The sequence below is a fragment of the Aquimarina sp. MMG015 genome, from assembly GCF_018100855.1.
Classification (GTDB): domain Bacteria; phylum Bacteroidota; class Bacteroidia; order Flavobacteriales; family Flavobacteriaceae; genus Aquimarina; species Aquimarina latercula.
In genome coordinates this window covers 274,970-299,332 of sequence record NZ_JAGJEB010000002.1, presented here as the reverse complement: position 1 = coordinate 299,332, position 24,363 = coordinate 274,970, and the positions used below count along the sequence as shown (strand labels likewise).

The 24,363-nt window shown below is 30.9% G+C and carries 16 protein-coding genes; 8 read left to right on the top strand and 8 right to left on the bottom strand.

What is annotated here, in order from left to right; all coding sequences use genetic code 11:
* Positions 1 to 10: 10 nt before the first annotated feature.
* A complete protein-coding gene (locus J8L88_RS04600; protein ID WP_211060089.1) occupies positions 11 to 2,536 on the bottom strand; it encodes an RICIN domain-containing protein in 2,526 nt (841 codons plus the stop codon).
* Positions 2,537 to 2,565: 29 nt separating this feature from the next.
* Positions 2,566 to 5,073 carry an RICIN domain-containing protein gene (locus tag J8L88_RS04595; protein ID WP_211060088.1) on the bottom strand — a complete coding sequence of 836 codons (2,508 nt, stop codon included), beginning with the start codon at positions 5,071 to 5,073 and terminating at the stop codon, positions 2,566 to 2,568.
* A 796-nt stretch (positions 5,074 to 5,869) separates the two neighbouring features.
* On the opposite strand from J8L88_RS04595, the gene J8L88_RS04590 reads away from it, so the two are divergent.
* The 5 genes from J8L88_RS04590 (at position 5,870) to J8L88_RS04570 (ending at position 12,663) form a co-directional block, all read left to right on the top strand.
* Positions 5,870 to 7,006, top strand: coding sequence for a cytochrome-c peroxidase (locus tag J8L88_RS04590; protein ID WP_118386178.1), 1,137 nt, complete (start codon positions 5,870 to 5,872; stop codon positions 7,004 to 7,006).
* 94 nt (positions 7,007 to 7,100) lie between these two features.
* The gene (locus J8L88_RS04585) at positions 7,101 to 7,622 is read left to right on the top strand and encodes an RNA polymerase sigma factor (RefSeq protein ID WP_233557667.1); all 522 of its coding nucleotides are present in this window, start codon (positions 7,101 to 7,103) and stop codon (positions 7,620 to 7,622) included.
* 63 nt (positions 7,623 to 7,685) lie between these two features.
* Entirely contained in the window at positions 7,686 to 8,609 is a 924-nt protein-coding gene (locus J8L88_RS04580) for a FecR family protein (RefSeq protein ID WP_211060087.1), read from the top strand.
* 120 nt (positions 8,610 to 8,729) lie between these two features.
* A complete protein-coding gene (locus J8L88_RS04575; RefSeq protein WP_211060086.1) occupies positions 8,730 to 11,075 on the top strand; it encodes a TonB-dependent siderophore receptor in 2,346 nt (781 codons plus the stop codon).
* 190 nt (positions 11,076 to 11,265) lie between these two features.
* A complete protein-coding gene (locus J8L88_RS04570) occupies positions 11,266 to 12,663 on the top strand; it encodes a vanadium-dependent haloperoxidase (protein WP_118386174.1) in 1,398 nt (465 codons plus the stop codon).
* Positions 12,664 to 12,739: 76 nt separating this feature from the next.
* Here J8L88_RS04570 and J8L88_RS04565 read toward each other — a convergent pair whose 3' ends face one another.
* Both J8L88_RS04565 and J8L88_RS23500 read right to left on the bottom strand, forming a co-directional pair.
* Positions 12,740 to 13,429 (bottom strand): LytTR family DNA-binding domain-containing protein, encoded by a 690-nt coding sequence (locus J8L88_RS04565; protein WP_211060085.1) that lies wholly within the window; start codon positions 13,427 to 13,429, stop codon positions 12,740 to 12,742.
* On the bottom strand, positions 13,426 to 14,442 hold the full coding sequence (locus J8L88_RS23500) for a sensor histidine kinase (protein ID WP_245591175.1): 1,017 nt from the start codon (positions 14,440 to 14,442) through the stop codon (positions 13,426 to 13,428). Before J8L88_RS23500 ends, J8L88_RS04565 begins: the two co-directional genes overlap by 4 nt.
* Positions 14,443 to 14,659: 217 nt before the next feature.
* Here J8L88_RS23500 and J8L88_RS04555 point away from each other — a divergent pair, with 217 nt between their 5' ends.
* From J8L88_RS04555 to J8L88_RS04545, 3 genes are all read left to right on the top strand, one after another.
* Entirely contained in the window at positions 14,660 to 17,023 is a 2,364-nt protein-coding gene (locus J8L88_RS04555; RefSeq protein WP_211060084.1) for a TonB-dependent receptor domain-containing protein, read from the top strand.
* 183 nt (positions 17,024 to 17,206) lie between these two features.
* A complete protein-coding gene (locus J8L88_RS04550) occupies positions 17,207 to 17,710 on the top strand; it encodes a hypothetical protein (RefSeq protein ID WP_211060083.1) in 504 nt (167 codons plus the stop codon).
* Between the two features lie 142 nt (positions 17,711 to 17,852).
* Positions 17,853 to 18,968, top strand: a complete 1,116-nt coding sequence (locus J8L88_RS04545; protein ID WP_211060082.1) for an acyltransferase — start codon at positions 17,853 to 17,855, stop codon at positions 18,966 to 18,968.
* A 109-nt stretch (positions 18,969 to 19,077) separates the two neighbouring features.
* Here the strand turns inward: J8L88_RS04545 and J8L88_RS04540 are convergent, their stop codons facing one another.
* The 4 genes from J8L88_RS04540 to J8L88_RS23730 all read right to left on the bottom strand — a co-directional run bounded on the left by J8L88_RS04540 (position 19,078) and on the right by J8L88_RS23730 (position 24,295).
* A complete protein-coding gene (locus J8L88_RS04540; protein WP_211060081.1) occupies positions 19,078 to 20,421 on the bottom strand; it encodes an amidohydrolase family protein in 1,344 nt (447 codons plus the stop codon).
* The gene (locus J8L88_RS04535) at positions 20,421 to 21,530 is read right to left on the bottom strand and encodes a serine hydrolase (protein ID WP_211060080.1); all 1,110 of its coding nucleotides are present in this window, start codon (positions 21,528 to 21,530) and stop codon (positions 20,421 to 20,423) included. Before J8L88_RS04535 ends, J8L88_RS04540 begins: the two co-directional genes overlap by 1 nt.
* Before the next feature lie 14 nt (positions 21,531 to 21,544).
* The gene (locus J8L88_RS04530; protein ID WP_211060079.1) at positions 21,545 to 23,068 is read right to left on the bottom strand and encodes an amidohydrolase family protein; all 1,524 of its coding nucleotides are present in this window, start codon (positions 23,066 to 23,068) and stop codon (positions 21,545 to 21,547) included.
* Between the two features lie 99 nt (positions 23,069 to 23,167).
* On the bottom strand, positions 23,168 to 24,295 hold the full coding sequence (locus J8L88_RS23730; RefSeq protein ID WP_211060078.1) for a helix-turn-helix domain-containing protein: 1,128 nt from the start codon (positions 24,293 to 24,295) through the stop codon (positions 23,168 to 23,170).
* Between the last annotated feature and the right edge of the window lie 68 nt (positions 24,296 to 24,363).

The window sequence follows — 24,363 nt, the reverse complement described above, 5'->3', positions numbered from 1 at the left end:
ATTTTAAATATTATTTCTTACTGATCTTAATAGTAGATACATTAGTATCCCCATTTACTTTTATATAGTACAATCCTTGTGCTAGTGAACTTACATCCATGGTTTCTATATCATTAGAAATATGTTTTACAGATAATACTTTCCCATTGATATCATATATACGGATTATAGAATTTGCTGCTCCTTTAATAGTTACAGTATTTATTACTGGATTTGGATATAAGATTACCTTGCTATCATTAGAAACATCTGGAGCCTTAATATCATCAATAGGTGTAATTATCCATTGTAGATTTTGGCTAGTGTTTGATGCGTCATAAAGCTGTATATTTTGTGCATTGGCACCGTTAGAACCTCCATCAAGAGCGTATCCGGGTGCATTTCGTTTAATGAGTTTATACGCTCCGCCTCCAACTGATACTTTCTTCCAATGTTGATTTTGGTTATCTTGAGCACAACTCCATAGGTATACGTTCTGTCTGTTAGCACCTTGATTATTACCATCGATACAATAATTCGTCCCTATTTTTTGATAAGAATAATAACCATTACCACGATCAATCTCAATCCATTGTTGGTTTACGTTGTTTTGATTGGCAGACCATAAATAAACATTTTGACCATCAGCCCCATCGCCCATACCATCTACAGCAAAGCCTGTCGCATTTCGTTTTGTAATATGCACTATAGTACTAGAACCGTTATTATTAGGAGTTATCTCGGTTATAGAAAATGATTCCCAAGTTCCATCTAAACTAGAACTCATAAAACGAACTAAGCCGCTATTGTCGATTTGTAAACGTTGCCGTCCTGAAGGACCATCAGGAAGCGTTATAAAATGTGTATTTGCACTAGTTCCTTGAGTAAAATTATAATAAGTATATGTTCCTGAATTAGTAGTCGCTTGCATATCTGCAAATTCTGAATTATCTGTTCGCAAACGTGGTTTAGTACCTCCAGCTGCTCTTTGTATATGCCAAGATCCATTTCCTTTAGCAACAAATTTCCAGGCTACATCATCTCCTGTAGTCTGCGTAGATGTAGTATATGCATCCTCACTAGATCCGTTAGAAGCTAGTCGAAGATTGTGATATGGATTATCTATATAATAAGTCTTATTGGGATCTGGAGTAAAGCTAGAACTTGGTGGTGGAACAGTATCACAATCATTTAATTGTGAGATACTATTATTAGAACCATTATTAATTACAAGCCCACAACTACTAACAGTATTGCCGGTAGCCCCAGGTTCAAGAATAATAGTATATTCCGTTTCATTTACAATTGTTGAATTATCACCATACACTACTATTGCACGTTCTTCGTCTAAATCTAAAGGTCCTGGTGTTCTATGAAAGATTATATTGTGGTCATTCCCTAAAATATCTGCTATATTATGAGGTCCAATAGCATTAGGAGAAGGAATAATTGTCATTTCAATATTTTGACGAGAACGACTTAAACGAAAATCACTTAGGGGAGCATAAGTAAAATTACCACTTGACCCAATTATTGTTCCTCCTGCAGGCATATTATAATTAGTTCCTCCAGAACCACAATCAATTGCTTGACTATTAGTTACTGTTGCACTAGAAGCTAAGTAGAGACGAATACCTCCTCTCATTTGTTTTACTGTACAATTCTCGACGGTTACACTTCCTGTATTATTATAAGAACGAATTCCATCTTCAGAAAGAGGATATACATGATTCAAAGGAATATCATACGATTCTTCAAAAGGCAATCTCCAAGAACCATCACCTGTTGGAAACTTATAATCTGTTATATAAGGTAAATCATAGGTTTCCGTATCATTATATATATCGTTACTTAAACGCATTCTCCCTTCTATATAACAATTTTTAATTGTTGTTTCTGAAGCTCCACTTTGCATAAAAATACCATGTCCAAAAGCATAATGATACATTGTGATTCCATCCAGGGTATTTCCAATTCCACCACCATCACTTCCTGTAATTAAAATTCCACAACGCTTGCTCAAACCAAAGGTGTTTTGGGAACCAATACCATATTGACTTCCGTAGCCATAAGGAAAAGATCCTTTTACAATCATTTCAAGACCTTCTACTAAATTCTGGTTTCCCGTAATTGACATAATAGGATCACCTCTTAACCCATATGCCAGATTATATCGATCATTATTATAAGCACTAAAATCAGTCACTTCATCCAAACCATTCTTGTAGAAATCTTCAACAACACCATTTCGTAAAATATTGTTATCACCAGAAATAATAAAATATACCTCCCTAATAGACCCCACCAAGGTATTAATACGTGCTCCAGTCATATCTATAGTATTACCGGATCCTGTACAATTAATAACTCTAGAATTGCTAGGTAAATCCTCTAGATAGTAATCACCTGATTCTAAAATTATGTTTTGATTACTATTCTGTACCGCTTCACGAAATTCAACCAATGAACTAACAATAGTTTGGGCATTTACTAAAGCATAATTAAAAAACAATAGTATTACTACTATTAGTTTACTTATCCTATTTTTAATAATCATCTTTTTTATTTTTTATATCATCTACTTGTTTACTTCTTCACAATTTTTATCGTAGAAAAGCTTCGCGAACCATTCACCTTAGCATAATACAAGCCAGAAGAAAGAAAACTTAGATCTATAGTTTCATTATTATTAGAAACATATTTTGACCATACTTCTTTTCCATTCATATCATATACTCTAATGATTGAGTTATCAGCACCCGTAATAGTTACAGTACTTACTACAGGATTTGGATACATGAATACTGGATTACCTTCGAAAATCTCTGGAGTCTTGATATTATCAATAGGTGTAATTATCCATTGTAGATTTTGGCTAGTGCTTGAAGCATCATAAAGCTGTATATTTTGTGCATTTGCTCCATTAGAACCGCCATCAAGAGCATATCCAGATGCATTTCGTTTTATGAGTTTATACGCTCCACCTCCAACTGATATTTTTTTCCAATGTTGGTTTTGATTATTCAGTGAACATTCCCACAAATACACATTTTGTCGATCAGCTCCACCGCCATTTCCATCTATACAATAGTTAGTTCCCATCTTTTGGTAGGAATAATAGCCATTACCACGATCAATCTCAATCCATTGTTGATTTACATTATTTTGATTGGCAGACCATAAATACACATTCTGTCCGTTGGTTCCATCACCCATACCGTCTATAGCAAAGCCTGTCGCATTACGTTTTGTAATATGCACTATAGTGCTAGATTCATTGTTATTGGTACTTACTTCAGTTATAGAAAATGATTCCCAAGTTCCATTTAAACTAGAACTCATGAAACGAACTAAACCTTCACTATTAATTTGTAAACGTTTTCTCCCTGAAGGGGCATCTGGTAATGTTAAAAAGTGAGTACCAGAACTAGTCCCTTGTGTAAAGTTGTAATAAGTATATGTTCCAGAATAACTAGTCTCTTGCATATCAGCAAATTCTGAATTGTCTGTTCGTAAACGTGGTTTAGCACCGCCAGCAGCTCTTTGTATATGCCAAAATCCATTGCCTTTGTCTACAAATTTCCAAGCTACATTATCTCCTGTAGTGGTCGTCGAAGTAGTATATGGATCCTCGCTAGATCCGTTTGACGCTAGTCGAAGATTGTGTGCTGGAGAATCTATGTAATATGTTTTGTTTGGGTCTGGAGTAAATGATGTTTGGGTTTCACAATCATTTGTATTAGTTATACTATTATTGGAACCATTATCTGTTACCGAACCACAAGTTTCTATAGAAGAACCTGTACTACCAGATGCAATTACTATTGGATGCTTAGTATTATTAATAACCTTATTATTCTTGCCATTATGGGTACTTTGATAATCTAAATTTCCATTTTTGAAGCGAACTCCGTCAAGTGTTCCACCAATTTGAATTCTATAATCCGAAGGAAGATTCGGGTCGCCACCGGTTAAGGTTAAATTTGAATTATCCATTCCGATAAAGGCAATACATTTTTGGCCATTATAATAAGGATCTACGGCTGGTATAATTTCAATATCAAGATCCCAGCTATCATTATCATATGTACTTTTAAAAGCGTGCCCATGAGAAATATCTGCTTTGCAATTAATTGCTGTACCACTCCCTAAACCAAAACCTTGCTCACAACCTATAGCTGTGCAATTTTCAGCAATCACATTTCCAGAAGCATGTGCTAACACTACTCCGGTTCTCATATGTTTTATAGTACAATTACGAACGGTGGGATTAGAGGTTCCTCTTTCGATAATTTCTCCATTTATAAAAGTTGTACCCGCATTATACGCCCGTATACCACCTTCTCCAGTACTCATCATATATCCTGGAGGAAGTCTATATCCCCAAACAGTCATAAAATCCACATTATCTGCAGGAGAACCTGTACCTTCTTCTTTAAGCATATCATCGGTGGAACGCATCTCCCCTTCTATGTAACAACCTTCAATAATTGGATTGCTGGCAGCTTGCATAAAAATTGCGTGCCCATAAGATCTATGGATTAACGTACAATTTTTTACATGATTAGATTCTCCACGCACTAACAATGCCGAATGTTTACGATGACCGATAACTGGACCGCCACCTTTACCAAAGGCATCCCCATAACCATAGGGATACGAACCTCGAACAGTCATATGAAACCCTTCTAATAAATTATCAGATCCATCCATAACTATTGTTTGCGCTCTCTTTCTTGGAGCATTATTCCCTACATTAACTAACTTCAGGTTTCTTAGCGTATTATTATTTCCCAAAATCTGGAGTAAATTCACATCTACATTTCCAAAACTGCTTAATACTTCAGTGTCAATATTTATAGTAACGTTGGTAAAATCATAGGCGCTGTTATTCCCTTCAAAAAGTAAAAGCGGATTACTAAAATCTCCAGCAGCAACATCTGCTGCTGTAATAGAATATGTTCCTGGGGCTAATTTTACGTTTGCATTACTGTCATTTAAATAAGGTAATAAGGCTTGTAAAGAATTGACAGTAGTTTGAGAAACTAAATTCCCAATAGTAAAGACTAAAAGAATGAATAGTATTTTTTTCATCATGATGGTTTATTAATAGGTTGTTTAAGAGTTTTAAGTATTGTTTTTGTTATTATGTTGTGGTACTAGGATAATGGTACTTTCCATACCGAACGGATTAATTTTTGAAATAAATTTATGGTTGACAGTCTTATATAAATTAAATCTAGTGTGTGTAGACTTCAGTGTAAAATAATTCTGCTTTTGTATAATTTTCCTAAGAATAGAATGTGTAATAAATAAAGGTCTGCTAGAAAATAACTGTATAGAGGTTATCTGAAATAGTAATACAGTTAACGGTAAAAGAATTGGTAAAAATTGGAGTAGCATAATAGTTACGTTAATTATTCAATCATATTATGCACCTTCTTCACTAATCTCCTATAATGCCCTATTACTAGTTGTATCTAGAAAACAAGATTAGAATGATCACATATCTATTACTTATATCATTGTTTTTCAACAAAATATAAATTGGTCAACCAATTTCTAGGGTGCTCAAATTTACGCTATCATTAGTAGTTACATTCTCTAAATAATTTTTCGCCCTAATTAAATGAGAATTCGTAAGTAGATCTCTATAATTCGCTTCAGATAATACTATAGGTTTGGTTCTTCACAAACTATACATAACGAAGTGCATTGCTTAATTTATCTAAAAATTCATTAATACATAACTCCTAAAAAAAGGATATACTATTTTTTTGAAATGTAGGGTTGGGTAAGTCTATTTCAAATACGTATTAAAAACAAAGTACTAATACTAATAGCTTTAGTTCTTATTAATTAACCTGTTTGATAATAAAAGTAGTTTTATATGAAAAAATATATTCCATCCCTTTGTTTAGTATTAATAATTTCAATTTCATGTAGTACGGATGATTATACAGATATTCCAAGTACTTCTACAGAGTTTATAACACTAAATTTACCAACATCACCTTTTAATTATGCTGATATTCCATTGCCTGATTTTTTCTTAAATAATGAATTACAAGTTGAGGATAATACTCCAAATAATAATGAGATTACTGATCATGGTGCAACCCTAGGTAGGGTTCTTTTTTATGACAATAAACTATCTTTAAATAATACTATTTCCTGTGCATCGTGTCATATTCAAGAGAATGGATTTTCTGATCCAAGACAGTTTAGTGTAGGTTTTGACGGTGGATTGACAGCTAGAAATTCCATGGGATTATCTAACGCAAAATTTTATAATAATGGAAGGTTTTTTTGGGACGAAAGAGCTCCAACACTTGAAATACAGACATTAATGCCAATTCAGGATCTAGTAGAAATGGGTATGACCTTACCAGAATTAGAAACAAAATTAGCCAATGAAGAATACTATACTGTTTTATTTAGAAATGCTTTTGGTGATGAAACCATTACCAGTGAGAGAATAGCATTAGCGTTATCTCAATTTATACGTTCTATAGTTTCATACCAATCAAAATTTGACAATGGATTAGCGCAAAGTCAAAATATAAATAATGATTTTCCTAATTTTACAGACTCCGAAAATAGAGGAAAAACTCTTTTCATGAGTAATCAAACAAGATGTTTTGATTGCCATGCTACTAATGTTTTTGTAGGAGATAATGCGAGAAATAATGGATTGGATGCTACAATTACGGATCTTGGTGTTGGTGGGATAACAGGAAATAATAACGATCTAGGAGAATTTAAAGTTCCATCTCTAAGAAACATTGCATTAACAGCACCTTACATGCACGATGGTCGGTTTGGAACACTTGAACAGGTTATTGAACATTACAATAGTGGTGTACAGAACAATCCGAATTTAGATAATAGATTAACCCAAGGAAACAATGTTCGTCGTTTAAATTTATCTGAAGACGATAAACAAGCTTTAATAGATTTTTTAAATACACTAACTGATGAAGAATTTATAAGGGATGAAAAATATGCTGATCCTTTTATAGACTAAAAATGAAATATGAAAGTATAGTATTTGATTGTTTTTATAAAATTAAATTCCTTTAACAATTTATTATATATTTACCTATAATTAATTGAAAACGATGGATAAATCTTTCTCAGTTTGCGAGGAACAGGTGTATAATACATTGTATAAAACTCACGCTGAAAGCCTTAGAAATCATCTCTATTTTAAGTTTGGAGATTTAGATCAGGCTGAGGATATTGTACAAGAATCATTTATTAAACTATGGGCTAAGTGTAAAACAATTATTTTTGAAAAGGCAGTTGGTTTTCTATATACAGTATCAAAAAATTTATACATCGATTCTTTAAGATCTAAAAAAGTCGTTTTAAAATTTGAAAAAAATAGTTCTCCAATAATGGACAATGAGGACCCTTATTTTCATTTAAGAACTAAAGAATTTAGACAAAAAATAGAAGCTACTATTTCTGCTCTACCAGAAAAGCAAAGAGAAGCTTTTTTATTAAATAGAATCGAAAAACTTACTTTTAAAGAAATTGCGCTAAAATTAGAAATTAGTCAAACAGCAGTAGAAAAAAGAATTGCTAAAGCGTTGGTTAAACTTAAAGAGATAACAGAATTACAAAAACATAATATATAATCAGGTTGGGTAATTTAGAAATCGAAACGTATATAAAATGATTGTAATCAAAAATATTTAAGCGTGGAAAACAAATTTACTAAAGACAATTTAATCACTAGATGGTTAGATAATCGTTTAAATAAAGACGAAAAAGAAGAGCTTGATACGTCTGGAGAATTAGATGAATTAAAAGTAGTTTTAGATGATATTGATACTTGGAAAGTAAAAAAATTTGATACCGAAGCAGGCCTTGAAGATCTTAAAAAGCGTAAAAAACTTGTCATCTCTCCTACTCCTGTGAAAGAGAATAAAACAAGTAAATGGCTTAGTATTGCCGCTAGTATAGCAATATTGATTACTGGAGGATATTTTTCTTGGAATTATCTATTTAATCAAACCAAAACCATAAATACATTAGTTGCAGAATCAAAGACAATAGATCTCCCTGGTGGTTCACAAATTACCTTGGATGCATTATCAACAGTATCCTATAATGAAAAAAAATGGACTGAGGATAGAACTGTATATTTAACAGGACAAGCTTTTTTTGATGTTGTAAAAGGAAGCTCTTTTACGGTGATGACCAAAGTTGGAAGTATTAAAGTACTTGGAACCCAATTTAATGTAAATGCCACTAACAAAATATTTGAAGTTAAATGCTATGAAGGAAAAGTAAATGTTACCTATAATCAAGAACAAAAAATACTAATAAAAGGAGAATCTATATCCGCAAAAGAAAATAAATTATCTAGTAACTCTCATACTACAAAAAAACCTGAGTGGATCGATGGCTATAGCAAATATAATCAAGTCGTTTTATCGGAAATTGTCATTGATCTAGAAAAGTACTACCAAACAAAAATAGAATTACCTGAAAAATATGAGAACTTACAATTTACAGGTACAATAACTCACAAAGATTTAAAAACTGCTTTAGAAACTTTATTTAGTTCAATGGAGATTGAATATAGTATAGATGATAATAATATCGTGCTAATAAAATAATATATGAATTTGAGGCGGTTCTCATATTATCTTTTTTTATTTACTTTATGGTTTTGTCTAGTTACTAATTCTACTGCGCAAACAAATAATCTCATTAAGTTTTCGGATAAACTAGAACAGTTGGAACAAAAATTTGGAATAAGCTTTTCCTATAACCATACTTTTTTTGATGCGGTTTTTTTAGATCAAAATACTGATTGCAAAAATATTACAGATTGTATCTTAGTAATAGAAAAAATGGTCCCTGTAAAATTCACAAACAAAAACACTTCTAACTATGTAGTATTACCAATAAGAAAGAACATTACATTCGAAGTATTTGATAATGAAAATAATGAGCATATATCTACCTTAGAATATCAGATCAATGAAGAACCAATAGAATATCTTCTGGCTAAGGATAATATGTTTATCTTAAATAATATATTCCCTTTAGATTCTATCCATATTCTTAATTATTCGTATGAGAGTATACGCATAAAAGCTAGTGATTTAATAAGAATAAAAAAAGTAAATCTATTTAAAAAGCAATATCAACTTAATGAAATTATTTTAAGTGGTTACCTAACAAAAGGTATTGATGCTAACGTTAGTGATCATAGCTTACAAATTAACACAGAATCCTTAGGTTTATTAGCAGGAGAAACTGATGGTGATATTTTTAATGTTATAAATAATATTTCCGGAATACATTCTCCAAGTGGGAAATCTGGAAATCTTAATTTTAGAGGGAATACGTATGATCAAAATCTTGTTCAGATAGATGATATCCCTATATATCATTCAGGACATTTTTTAGGAGCAATTTCTCCTTATAATACAGCTGTTATCACTAATGTTGAAGTTCAAAGAAATATGTTGCCCGTAAAATTTGGTGGTCGTGTTGGAGGACTTATTGATATGACAACAAGTAATAAAATTCCAAATACCACTAAATATGAAATTGCTATAAATACGTTATTTGCAGGAGCAACAGTTAAAACTAAGCTTATAGAAGATAAACTATCTTTTTCTGCTGCTTTTAGGACAAGTTATCCAAGTTTTCAATCTCCAAAATTAGAGGCTATTTCTAACTTAATTTTTCAAGGTAGTAGATTAGAGTCTATTGCAGATGAAGTTAATACTTCTTCTGACTTTAAAATTGATTTTTTAGACATGAATGCTAAGCTAAATTATAAGGTCAATGATAAGCATACAACTTCTTTAAGTTTTATAAATATTCAAAATAATTTATCTGCGGAAATAAAAAATACAGGGAATAATGATCAAGTTGATTTTAGAGATTTAGAACTAGACAATTGGGGTGTTACAGGAAAATGGAAAGCTCATTTTTCTGAAAAGCTTACAACTGAATTAAGAGTTAGTAAATCTAATATGAATCTTATTAGCCTTAGTGAAGGATTTGTATTAGAAGAAAGATCCAATAGAGAAAAATTCGATAATGTAATTTCTGATACTCGATTAATTACTGAAATTATTTATAATTACAATCAAAATACATCTTTAGAAGCAGGATATACCTTAACCGAGCATAAATTGATTAGTAACGAAATTGAAGAAGAAAATGGTGTCGATTCCGAAAGAAAACAAGATGCCATAGTTCACTCCACCTATGTGTCTCTCCAAAAAAATTGGAATGAAAAATTGAATGTTAACTTTGGATTTCATAATAATTACTATGCTCCTTTAAATAAGTTATACATAAATCCAAGGTTATTGGCGAGTTACTCTATAAATAAAAATTTATATCTAAAATCTTCTTTAGGGACATCAAATCAATTCATTCAAAAAAAATTAAATAATGATTTTGATGATTTTAATATAACCAATCAATTATGGTTTTTGCCTAATGATGATATAATGACGCAAAAAGGAATACAAACAATGTTAGGTGGTGTTCTTGATAAGTCTAAATGGTTAATAGATTTAGAGCTATATTATAAAAAAACTAAGCGTATCACTAATAAGTCTAATGATAATCTGGGAAATATTTCCAGTATTGGAGCAAATATATTTATAAAAAAAAAATGGCGTAGACTAGAAAGCTGGATAAGTTATGCATTGAGTAAAACTGAGACCGATTTTAATAATATGAAAACAGATGCTTTCTTTGATCAAAGACATATTATAAATCTAACTGGTATACTAAACCTCAAAAAATGGAAATTTGCAATTTCTTGGGGATATTTTTCTGGAATGCCAGTCATTTTTTCTGAAGAATCAGATTCTGGAAATAATCAAAACCCTATCTCCTCTGATCGATTTGATGCATTACATCAATTAGATTTTTCTTCTTCATATACATTCTATAATCCATCTAGAAACTTTAGAACTGTTATTGGTTTATCTATCCTCAATGTATATGATCAGGATAATACAGTAAACGTTTTTCAAAACACGACAGAAAATACATTTAGAAAGGCAAGTAACTTCTCTCCTAACCTTCAAATTAATTTATTTTTTTAATCCCTAAACAGCAAACAATCACCTAACAAACAGCTGTTTAAATTTAAAAAAAACTTACAAAGAAAATAAAAAAATATTTTTTTCAAAAAAAGGGTTGGGTAAAAATATGACTCATACGTATTACACATAAACAAGCACATTATAGTTATTGATAGTGCTTTTATTGTGAAATTTATTAATACCAAAAATTATGAAAATAAAGAATTTAAAATTTTCAACACTTTTAATAGCAGGGATATTCATTTTTCAATCATGTAGTAAAGATGATGATTTTATAAATGATATAGATTCTCCTGACATCGATGTTGAATTAACGGATGAAACAACAGAACTTATAGCAGAATGGAGTAATCTGTGGGTATCAATAGATCAATATACAGAAAGTATGAGACCAAATACAGTAACCCGATCTTTGGCATATATTCATTTAACCGGTTACGAAACAGCAGTTCCTTTTATGGACAACTACTCATCCAATACAGACAGATTTAATAATTTCAATATTAACACAAATACTCTTGAAGATGATGTAGATCTAAAACTTGCTTTAAATACTGCTTATGCATTAGCCATAGATCATTTTATGATTAATTTAGAAACTGGTGTAAGACAAAGAATTTCTGATTTTCAAGAAGAAAAAGAAGCAGAATTAACCGAAGGACTTTCTGATACTGAAATAGAAAATTCAGAAACTTGGGGAAGACACGTTGCACAGAGAGTTATCGCTTATAGCGAAACTGATCAAGATGGTGAAGAACAAATACAAAATCCAACCCCTCAAGATTATATAGCTCCAGTTGGCGTAGGTTTATGGGCTGCTAATGAAAATGAAGATGCATGGTTTCCATATTGGAGAGAAGTTAGAACGTTTGCGATAACACCAGAAGAATCAAGTAGTGTAGCATTTTCTTCTGTATTACAACATAGTACGAATCCATCAAGTGATTATTACCAACAAATGAATGAGGTATATGAAACTACCACTACTGCTGCCACTGCTAATAATGAAGATTTATGGATCGCAGAATTTTGGGCAGATGATGTTGAAGGACTTATGATAAGTCCTCCGGGAAGACAATTTTCTATTGCAAATCAATTAATAGAGCAAAATGATTTGGCTTATGATAGAGCATTAGAACTTTTGTTAAGACTTGGTTTTGCAATAAATGATGCAGCGGTTTCTGCCTGGGATGACAAATATACCTATAACATCGAGCGTCCAAGTAATTATATTTGGGAGTATATTGATGAAGATTTTACTTCTAACTTGTCTAAGTTTATCGAAGAAACGAATCCAGCTTTCCCAAGTTACCCATCTGGTCATGCTACTTTTGCTGGTGCTGGCGCAGGAGTATTTATAGCATTCTTTGGATCGGATAGTGTTAATTTTACAGATAGGACATATAATGACTTTACCGATATAGAATTTAACGGAACGCCAAGAAGTTTTACTTCATTCACTGAAATGGCTACTGAAAATGCTTATTCACGTGTCCCACTAGGTGTTCATATAGAACAAGATGCAATTGAAGGTTTGCGATTAGGTTATGAAATTTCTGATGCAGTAAATAGCATAAACCTGCAATAAGCAGTTAATTTTAATTGATTACCCCAAAGCAGATTGATGCTTTTTTTAGAGTTGATTTGGTCCTGTAGATGTATTTCTACAGGATTTTTTTTGTAAAATTACTTTTATAGGCCCTACCTAAAGGAATTGTCTTTTGATTACTTAAATATATCTGATTACCAGAAAACTTTTCGATTTTTGAAGTATTAATAATGTAAGATTTGTGTACTCTCATAAAGTTTTTAGAAGGTAAAAGCTCTTCCCAATAACGTAAAGTCTCGGAGGACACGAGTTTTTTATCCTGTAAATGAATTTCTGTATAATCTGTGTCGGATATAATATATGTAATGTCGTCAATAAGAATCCGTACATGATCGAAACCAATTTTTGCGTACACTTCTTTAATTTCTGTAGTATTAGCGTCTAAAGATAACTGTTGTTTTTTGTTTTCTACTTTAGAAACAGCCTTGATAAATCGCTGAAAAGAAAAGGGTTTTAATAAATAATCCACCACATCAAACTCATAACTCTCTAAGGCATAATCCGGAAATGCCGTCGTAAGAATAACTTGAGGCGGATTAGAGAGTGTTTTTAAAAAATCAATACCCGAAATCTTAGGTAAATGTATATCCAAAAAAATAACATCTACTTTGGTAGACTTCATTAGTTGCATAGCTTCAATAGCATCTGTAAAGGTTCCCATAAGTTTTAGGGTACCCATATCTTCTATATACTTTTTTAGAATACGTTGCGCCGGTAATTGATCTTCTACAATGATACAATTCATGGTTCCTTAGACTTTTTTAGATCGATCATTAATTGAACTTCATACATATCTTTATCATTATTAATATGTAATTTATGTGCCTTTGGGTATAATATGTCTAATCGTTTTTTTACGTTTTCTAAACCAATTCCACTATCTAAATTATTAGTATTAGTCTGGTTTTTATATGTATTAGAACACTTAAAATAAAGCATCCCTTCATTTGTAACCTTAATATCCATAGCTATAAGGATACCATCGGTCTGACTAGAACTACCGTGTTTTAAAGCATTCTCCACAAAAACGATCAGTATTAATGGAGCTATCCAAAAATTTGCTCGTTCAATATTTTTAGATAACGTAACTGTGCCTCGCCCTTCTATTTGTAATCGCCCAAGATTAATAAAGTTCTCTAATTGTTCTACTTCTTTAGAAAGAGAAACATATTTTGCCTTACACTCATATAACATATACCGAAGTACCCCCGATAATTCTAGAATAAGTTCTGGTGTTCGCGGTGACTTTTCAATAGCATACGAATATAAATTATTCATATTATTAAAAAGAAAGTGGGGATTAATCTGTGATTTTAAAAATTGAAGTTCACTCTCCTTTACAGAATCCTTTAATTCTTTAACCTCTCTTTGTTTGATAAGTGCATCCCAACCAAATTTAAACCCTGCCAATACAGACAATGTAGGCAGTGTACTCATTAAGTTATAAACTACTCCTAAAAACTTCCTTCCTCTAGTATCTGGAAAATAAATCTTTTCTAAAATAGATTCTTCAACAAAAATTACTCCAGTCACAACCAAACTAAAAAACAAAATAAACTTTAAATATGCTCCAGGATATAAAAATCTTGGAAGAAGTACATAATTGATGATAAGACCAGCAATTACAAAATTCAAAAAAAACACAAATTGATAGAATTGTATTTCCGGATTGCGGCGGTCAAAAGAATAGAAAATAAATACTACAATATGTAATATCACTTGGAACCAAACCTCTTTATGTAATAATGTGTTTTTCACAATATCTAAAAAATTGTATAACAAATATAGTTTATTGCTTTTCTAACTATATAACATTACATCTAATCCACTAAACCAATACCCTAAACGACAAATCTATTACTGTCAATAACAATCATGTCGTTTATAGGATTATAACAGTTGTTTACCCAAGTAGATTTTTAAAAAACTGTTCTTCTTCCTTCCTTTGAAAAATCAAAATAAAATAAAACATACAATGAACAATCGGGTTTTTATAATCTTACTTTTTTTAACAGCTACAATTTGGGCTCAAAATAAAGAAATACTAATTTCTGGCACATTAGTAGAAGCAGAAACGGGTCAGCCTATACCCTATGCTACGATTGTTCTAAATGACACAAATTCTAAAGCAACTATTTCTGGTGCAATTACTAATGACAATGGAACTTTCGAGATAAACACTACAGCAGATAATTTCTATATCGAAATTAGTTTTATAGGATTTAAAACACTAAAATTACAAAAGTTTGAAACGATAGAAAATAGAGTAAGTCTTGGAAAAGTTAAACTATATCAGGATAGCGAAACATTGGACGAAGTTGTTGTTCGAGGCGAAGTATCTAAAACAGAATTTAAACTTGATAAACGTGTATTTAATGTTGGAAAAGATTTAAGTACAGCAGGTGCAAGTGCATTAGAAGTATTAAATAATGTCCCCTCTGTGAATGTTAACATCGAAGGAGAGATAAGCCTTCGAGGAACTGGAGGTGTTCAGATCTTAATAAATGGAAAACCATCAGTCCTAGCAGATGAATCTAGTAATGCCCTGGGAACCATTACTGCTGATATGATTCAAAGTATTGAAGTAATAACAAATCCTTCTGCTAAATATGAAGCCTCTGGTACTTCAGGGATTTTAAATATAATTCTAAAAAAAGAAGAAAAAAAGGGATGGAATGGCTCCATTTCACTTAATACAGGAATTCCCGACAATCATAATGTAGGAGTTAGCCTTAATCGTAGAACAGAAAAATTTAATCTATTTACCCAGATCGGTGCAGGTTATCGATCATTACCAAGAGATAATGAAGCAATCAACCGTAATTTAGAAAATAATGAAGTTGTTTTTAGTGAAGGTGAAAATTTTAGAAATGAAACTTTCTTCAATATAACTTTAGGAACAGACTACCATCTTAATGAATATAATGTGTTTACACTTTCTGGAAATTTTGCTTATGAAATAGAAGATCAACCTTCTGAAACGAATTTCCGCTTTTTTGATGGTGATAATACATTAGTATCACAATGGGTACGTAACGAAACCACTGATGCAACGAATCCCAAATGGCAGTATGAGTTTAATTGGAAAAAACAGTTTAAAAACAATAAAGATCACACTTTTCAATTAAGCGCTTTAGGAAGTTTCTTTGGAAAAGACCAATCTTCTTTATTTGAGGATATCACAATAGAAGGAGAAAATGTTGACAGTAACCAACGTACTGCTACCAATTATCAGCAAGCAGATTTTACTTTTAAAGCTGATTACACAAATCCATTAACTAAGGAATATAGTATCGAAACAGGAGCTCAGTATGTTATAAACGATGTTGGAAATGATTTTGAAGTTGAAGATTTAGTTGATGGACAATATGTAATTAACGAAAGTCTAACCAATGATTTTGAATGGATACAAAAGGTATTAGGTGTTTATGCTACTTTAGCATATGAAAATGATATCTGGGGTGTAAAAGGAGGTTTGCGAATAGAGAATACTGATTTAGAAACATTATTGGCAAATACGAATGAAGGCAGCTCACGAAATTTCACTAATTTTTTTCCGAGTTTTCATACATCTTATAAGATAAGCGACAAAATCTCACTTCAGGCTGGTTACTCAAAAAGAATTTTTAGACCTCGATTAAGAGATTTGAATCCTTTCTTTAATATCCGAAATAATTTTAATATCAGAACAGGGAACCCAGAACTACAACCAGAATTTACTAATTCTTATGAACTAACTAGCATATATAAAATAGGAAAAGCTAGTATGAGTTCTAGTCTATATCATCGTTATACAACAGACGTTGTAGAAAGAGTATCAACGTTTATTGATAATGTAAATTTTAGTACTCCAGAAAATATAGGAACTAATTCATCCATAGGTTTTGAAACAAATGGGAAATATAGCCCTACGAAATGGTTAACTTTTACAGGAGATTTTAATTTCAACTATTTTGATCGTAAAGGAACTTTTGAAGATCAAGTATTTGATTTTAATGGAAATCAATGGTCCACTAGATTAGGTACAAAATTAGGTTTACCTGCAGATATCGATTTAGAAATTAATGGAAATTACCGTTCAGATTTCGAAACTGTACAAGGAAAACAAAGTGGATTTGCTTTTCTAGACCTTGGAATGCGTAAAAAAATATTAAAAGGAAAAATAGTCGCTAATCTCGGTATTCGTGATGTTTTTGCTTCTAGAATTCAGGAAAACTTTGTAAACCAACCTACTTTCGAAACCTATAATTTTGGACAACGTGGACGCTTTTTTACATTTGGATTAAGCTACGCTTTTGGTAAAGGTGAAGCAGTAACTTATTCTGGACGCAGAAGATAAGATTGACCTGTTTATCGTTAACGGACAAAGTGTGACGAGTCTACCCGCCGAATCATCTCTTATTTAATCTAAAATTATAATAAAAAAGGACCTGATCACTTAAACATTTCTTAGTATTTTGCTCTATAATTTATATATCCTGATTTATATCAATACTACAAATAATATTATAGGCAATACAGTATGAAATACATCATAACGGAAGAAGATTTAAAAAAAAGAAGTCATGGGATGTCTTTTGATTTTGTGAATGCCGACTTTTTACATTTCATTGAAAAAGAAAAAGAACTTAATAATCCTTTTTTAAGTGTTGCTAATATTAAACAACTGGAAAATGATACGTTAAAGAATATCAAATCGAATATTTATACTTTTGGTATTCTCGGAGTACTATCTTTTAGTTATGGGGTATATGTGTTTTTTACATTCGCGCCCAGAGTAGCTATTAATTTATACACACAGTTTCCTTTTATAGAAAATGGTTCTATTCCTATTGTTCTTGGTCTATCATTAATAATAGGCTGTGTATATAGTTATTCTAAAAGGAAAGATATTTTGATCACAAAAGTGAAATCAAAGATTATTGAACATCTAAAAAAGGTACAAAGGGAGAAATCCATTGTGACCGAAAAAAAGAAAAGAAATACGAATCTACAACCTAAGAAAAAGCGCAAAAAGAAAAGGTGAAAATTATTATAATAATATTAAAGTAATTCATCTACATTCTATTTGATAAAACATACCCGTCATTTTCACGTCATTTGTGTAATGTCGTGTTTTCAAGTAATAGATAACTATAGTTTTGTCCTTATTGATTTAAACAATAGTTATGAATACAACTGAAAGAAGATATGACCTTGATTGGTGGCGTGTAATCTCCATCTTTTTAGTTTTTTTACATCATATAGGAATGCCATTTAACGGTGATGACTTTCACATTATGAATACCGAATCTAGTAAACTGTTAGATGATATTATGGTATTTTTCGAACAATTTAGATTACCATTATTATTCATTATTTCGGGAACAGGAACAGTATTTGCATTTTCTAAACGTAACTGGATTCAGTTTACTAAGGAACGTACAATCCGACTTCTAATTCCATTAATTTTTGGAGTATTAGTAATTGTACCTCCACAAACTTATATAGAAAATATTGGATCTTATTCTTCGTATTTAGATTTTTATAAAAATATCTTAGAACATTTAGAAGTAAATCATCTATGGTTTATAGAAAATCTATTTTACTTATCTATTGGCTGTATTCCGATTATTATTTGGGCAAAATCTTCTTATGCTAAACCATTCAAAACGTTGTTAGATACATTTTGTGCTAAACCTTTAGGAATGTTTCTTTTAGTGTTACCGTTAATCATTATTAAAATAGTAGCTAAACATTATTTTCCTGAAGATGATAAATCTATAACAAACCTCTCCTCTACATTATATTACGGATATTTTTTTCTTGCTGGTATTATCATAGCAAGTAAACCAACATTATGGGATTCATTAAAAAAATACCGCAAATGCAATGCATGTATAGCATTTATGGCTACACTATTATTTTATATATATTATTTTCTTCCCAATAATATAGCTGCAACTTATTTGGATATTTCCATGCGTTGGGATATTTGGTATGGTTTAACTGTACTTGTAGGTTGGACGATAATAATTACTATGTTAGGATATGGTCAAATTTGGCTACACAAACCAAGTATTTTAGTAAAGATTCTCAATCAGGGCATCTACCCTTTTTACATACTACATCAAACAGTTATTATCGTTATTGGATATTATATATTACAGGAATCATGGAGTATATCTATCAAACTATTAATTCTAGCAATCACATCCTTTATCATCATTATATCTGTATATAAGTTTCTTGTATATCCTTTTAGGATTCCTAGATTTCTTTTCGGAATGAAAAAAAACAAATAATATCTAAAATAGGTTATCAACTATAAGTAAGATATCCTTAGTTTGTCTTATAATGATATTAGACAAACTAAGGATTATTGATAAAATTATATTGTTAGTATCCGAAATATTAATTATCCCAACGTACCATTTCTTTTAAATCAATTGAATTAAACCAATGGCCTCTTAGCATCACTCCTTCTGGTTCTTTCAAGATATCGAGATCATCAAGAGGATTTGATGGAAGTAATATCATATGAGCAGTATAACCGTCTTTTATTTTGCCTACATAATAATTGTTATCGATAAAATTATTGATATATACCCCAGCATTAGCCGTTCCGGCTTTTAAAGCTTCGTAATTTGTTAATCCAGCTTTAACCAAATTTTTCATCTCATCAATTGCAGATTCTCCTGGTGCAGCAGCTGGAAATGCAGTATCTGTGCCTACAAGAATATTAACTCCAGCATTATGAAAATGTTTTACAATTGGAAAGTAAAATTTATAAACTTTCTCTATATAAGGCCTACTCTTTACATCTCTGGACCCATACCAATCAGCTTTATAAATCCTTTGAATTTTAGGATGTAAACTTTTAGTTTCGGGCAATCGTAAAATCGAATCCATTACTTGTGGTTTCCCCCAAGTAAGTTCTATTTTTTCATAAGCAATAATATTTGCAATTAACCATATGTTCTCTTCTGCAGCTTTTGTGGCAAAATCTTTTACTTCTTGCTCATCAAATTCTGTAAACTGAGTATAAATAAATTCCTCGGTATGAGCCATAGATTTTTGACCAATTCGTAATGCATCATGAGCGGTTAAGTTTCTTGGAATATGTCCCATTGCATGAATACCTTCTCTTTTAGCAATTTTCATCATATGTTCAAATTGTGGTATGGTCATTTTCCCGTATATCTTTATAAAATCATATCCTTTTGCCTTGTCTTCGATAATTCGTTCTTCTATTCTATCTAATGTTACTTCTTTATATTGTGGTCTATTCAACTCTTTTACAACTCCACCTCTACCTGCAGTATAAATATCTGGTCCTGTAATTTGCTTATCCTTAATTTGCGCTCTTAGTTTTAAAACCCTCTTTGAGCCTCCCAAATTTAAAACTGTAGTAACACCATTTACAACATATGAACGCATCCATTCTTCTGATTTTTTGCGATGTAAATGAACATGGGTGTCAGTTAAACCTGGGATGAGATATTTTTTATGTTCACCATCAATTATTTTTGCATTATCTGGTATGTTAATATCGTTACTATTACCTAATGCAATAATTTTATCATTTTCTACAATAACTGTTTGTGACATTTTGGTAATAGAATCTTGCATTGTTAATACGTTTACTTTAACAAATGCTTTAATCTGTTCTTGTTCTTTTACTTTATATGTTTGTGCATCTATTGTGAACACGCATATAAAAATCATTATCAAAATAGTATATCTTGTATTTTTCATTAATTGGAATTATAGCTGTTGTTGTAATTAGTAGAGGTTATAGTTTCATGAGCTTTCATCAAGTTTAGTAAACCTGAATCCATATTTTTATTGATCAACCAAAACCCTGAACTTAACAAGGAATTTCCGGTGAAGTTTTGTTCTACTAAAGTCAAATTTTTATTTCTATTAATGATCATAAATCGTTCTCCATAACCATCCGTCCAGATTGTATTTGTATCTGAAGCTGTCCACCACTGATAACCAAACCCATCATATCTTCCATAATTAATATGGTTAGTAGTAAGATCACTATAGGAGGATGTACTTTTTGTAATCCAATCTTCTGATATAATTTGTTTACCATTCCATTTTCCATTATTCGCTACCATAGCACCGATTCTTGCAAAATCACGAGTACTGATATAGATATAATATTGTTTATGCATTGTTTTTTTCTTCGGCATAAACCAAGGGCTTCCCATAATTACATTATCTGAATCAAAATCCTGAAGACCAAGTGGCTTGGCTAAATTATCTTCCATAAACTTTCCAATACTAATACCTGTTTCTTTCATAAAAATGGTGCCTAAAACATTTGCATCAAAATTGTTATTAAAAAAATAAGTTCCTGGTTTATGACTTTCTCTTTTTGGTCGTTGAGTTATTTGATTATCATGCTCACCAGAAGCAGGTAAATAAACACCTGATTTACCCATTAATAAATCCCTTATCGTTGCACTTTTTTCTTGGGTAGTTAAAGGAATAAATTCATCTACTTCAAGTTGAGCAAGTGTTTTATCAAGATTTATTAGTTCTTGATCAACTGCTATTCCATATAACAAACTCAGCATAGCCTTTCTAGTCGAATGTCCATTCATTATTTTGTCAGTAGGCCCATACTCATAAATAACTTTTTCATTCTGCATAACCATTATAGCCCTAGTACGTTTAGGTTTTATGGTAGGAGTTAATATGTTATTTATTTTTTCTGAAACAGGAATGCCATAAGTGAGTGCAGTTTCATAATTTGGTGTGGGATTACTAACTTGTGGAATCAAAAGATATATCACAAGTATTAAAATTATAGTACATACACCTAGTATAATTCGTTTTATTTTTATATTCATTATTTTTTCTTTACTTAATTGATATATTGATTTATACTCATTTTTCTACTTCTGCTATTAGCTTCTTTTACAGATTCTAACATATTATCTAGTGTAGTTCGGTTTAGAAGTTTTCCATTAATAATTACTGACCGAATTGTTTTAGTATTAGTGATATCATCTAAAGGATTCTTTTTTAGTATCACTAAATCTGCATTATAACCAACTTCAATTTTACCAATATTATATTGCATCCATTCGCCAGCATGTACCGTTGTAGACTGTAATACACGAGAATTCGTTAAACCAACTTTATTAAGAGAATGTAATTCTTGATGCAATGAAAAACCAGGAGTAGCGCATGCTACATTAGCATCGGTCCCCGCTACAACTATTACATTATGCTTAATTAATGCTTTGGTCATGATATGATGAGCTTTTACATAGGTTTCCCAATATCCTTTAACCCTTTTTTGAAGTTCAGGGTCGTTTTTTGCATTCAAATTCTCGTAGTAATTATTTCCTGGTGTCCACCCTCTAGTAATACTCGATCCTTCAACAATACCTGGATTAGCATATTCTAAGGGAATTGTTTTGATAAAACTATCTAATTCTAATTTTTGTTTAGGAAAACTTTCCACTAACCATATTGTAGAAGATACTACGATATTTTTTTCTTTAATTTTAATCGCTATAGTATCAGCTCTTTCCTTCAAAAACTGAAGATATTCTTCTGTTTTATTATAATAAACTACACCAAACTCATTCATTGTGTTTTTAACAATCTCTTCTACATGAGCAAGTTGAGACTGTCCAGAATTGTACAAGCCATCTAATCCTACTTCTGGACCTAAATGACCTATCGCCGGTATATTTTGTTTTACAGCTTCATCTACAATAGCCTCATATATTTCTGGATTTAAATTAGTAAGTTTAATTGCATCATAACCTTGTTCTTTAAATTTACGAACTGCTTTGCGCGCTTTTCTTTGACTTGTATAGGATTTTGGTGCTCCAAACCAACTTTTAATCTTTGATATCATACCTTTTTCACTACCAAGTTTTCTAGTTGCTACATAAAGGTTTGGACTCAATGTTCCACTTTTTGCCTCTTCCCTCCATTCTAAATGTGACTTGTCACCGAACATCTCTCCTACGGTAGTAACTCCGTTAGCTAGAAATAATAAAAGATCATTCCTACTTTTCTTTAAGTGTACATGTGTGTCAATAAGACCAGGTATTAAATATTGACCGGTCCCATCGATATTTGTATACTCATTAGTAACATTTGTTCGTTTATCTATTGAAACTATTTTACCTTCTTTGATTAATACTGTTAGACTATCCAACATTTTAGTACAATCTTTAGATAACACACTAATATTGGTAATTGCTAATGGAGAATTAATAGAATTAAAAATTGAGGTATTAACAAGCTCTGTTTTTGCTCCTTGGTGTTGATTGATTTTCGAATTAACTCGGATACAAGAACCAATACTAATTACTAATATAGCTAGTACTGTTCCCAAAACCCATTTTTTGATTAATGTTTTTTTCATTTGTTTTGATGAATTTTAAATTGACTATTAAAACAACAAAACAACTGTAAAATGAGTAATGATGGGTCTCTCTGCTTCTAAAGAGACAAGAAAATGAGATTAATTTTGATTTATTTTAAACTCTGATGGAGATTGGCCTGTTTCTTTCTTAAATAACCTATAAAAGCTCGCTTTAGATTTAAATCCACATTCATAAGCAATTCCTTCTATTGTATAATCTTTATATAATGGTAATGCTATTAATTGTTTAAACTCTTTAATCCTATAGCTATTCACAAAATTATAGAAGGAAATTTCTAAATACTGATTTAACAAAGCTGATAATTTCTTGTCTGTAATATGAATTCCGGATGCTAACTTACTAAGTGTTAAATCTTCATCTAAATAAGGTTTTTCTTTTTCCATAAATTCTACAAGCAATTTTTCGAAAGAAGAAAACTCAGATTCTAATTTTTCATTGATCATTTTCTTTCTATCCTTGCTACCTATAGAACTATCTAATAAAAAATATGGCACCAATACTTTAGATTGCTTAACGCCATAATACAATCCATAACAAACAGAAATAGAGGTTAATAACATAATCAAATTTTGAGTCCTCCATCTCAAATAGCCAAATAGCATTTGATATCCAACAAAAAACAGATCAATAAAAATAATAATAAATGGAGCTATTAAAAGGTATCGTACCCAAATAAAATTATTATGCTCGATATGAGAATAATTACATTTTAATGCTTTTTTAAACTTATCAAAAGTTCTAAAACTGATATAGATATATATTAAATAAATAATATCTAATAACGGTCGCTTGATAAAAAGATATTGTTGAATAACATCGATATAGTCTACAAAATATTCTCCCGAAACCATTGCTATCTTGTATGGAGCAGAAATTAGAATAACAAAAACAATAAAAGGAGTTAAATGAATAATTCCATTTTTTAACACCTTTTTATCATCTAAAAATAGGGATTGAATATATAAAAGTAACAAAGGTCCAAGTGCCAATTTTACTCCATACACAATTAAAAAACTGATGTCTAGTAATATCTCGATATTATGTATCGAAGCATACGATTCTAACAAAACGAAAACCAATAATGCAAAAAATACAATCAAAATTGATTTATGAAGTCCTTTATCCTTTGATTTATAAAAAATATAGATATAAATGCACGAAAAAAGCATTCCAATGATAAAAAGAAAATCGTAAACTAATTTCACTTATAAAGTTTATACCAAATATAAGTAGTAAATATTTTTAAACCCATATAATTTTATCATTAGGTTTA

Excerpts from the sequence above, each read along its gene's own strand:
- J8L88_RS04600 (WP_211060089.1), bottom strand. The coding sequence starts at position 2,536 with ATGATTATTAAAAATAGGATAAGTAAACTAATAGTAGTAATACTATTG.
- J8L88_RS04595 (WP_211060088.1), bottom strand. The coding sequence starts at position 5,073 with ATGAAAAAAATACTATTCATTCTTTTAGTCTTTACTATTGGGAATTTA.
- J8L88_RS04590 (WP_118386178.1), top strand. The coding sequence starts at position 5,870 with ATGAAAAAATATATTCCATCCCTTTGTTTAGTATTAATAATTTCAATT.
- J8L88_RS04585 (WP_233557667.1), top strand. The coding sequence starts at position 7,101 with ATGGATAAATCTTTCTCAGTTTGCGAGGAACAGGTGTATAATACATTG.
- J8L88_RS04570 (WP_118386174.1), top strand. The coding sequence starts at position 11,266 with ATGAAAATAAAGAATTTAAAATTTTCAACACTTTTAATAGCAGGGATA.
- J8L88_RS04565 (WP_211060085.1), bottom strand. The coding sequence starts at position 13,429 with ATGAATTGTATCATTGTAGAAGATCAATTACCGGCGCAACGTATTCTA.
- J8L88_RS04555 (WP_211060084.1), top strand. The coding sequence starts at position 14,660 with ATGAACAATCGGGTTTTTATAATCTTACTTTTTTTAACAGCTACAATT.
- J8L88_RS04550 (WP_211060083.1), top strand. The coding sequence starts at position 17,207 with ATGAAATACATCATAACGGAAGAAGATTTAAAAAAAAGAAGTCATGGG.
- J8L88_RS04545 (WP_211060082.1), top strand. The coding sequence starts at position 17,853 with ATGAATACAACTGAAAGAAGATATGACCTTGATTGGTGGCGTGTAATC.
- J8L88_RS04540 (WP_211060081.1), bottom strand. The coding sequence starts at position 20,421 with ATGAAAAATACAAGATATACTATTTTGATAATGATTTTTATATGCGTG.
- J8L88_RS04535 (WP_211060080.1), bottom strand. The coding sequence starts at position 21,530 with ATGAATATAAAAATAAAACGAATTATACTAGGTGTATGTACTATAATT.
- J8L88_RS04530 (WP_211060079.1), bottom strand. The coding sequence starts at position 23,068 with ATGAAAAAAACATTAATCAAAAAATGGGTTTTGGGAACAGTACTAGCT.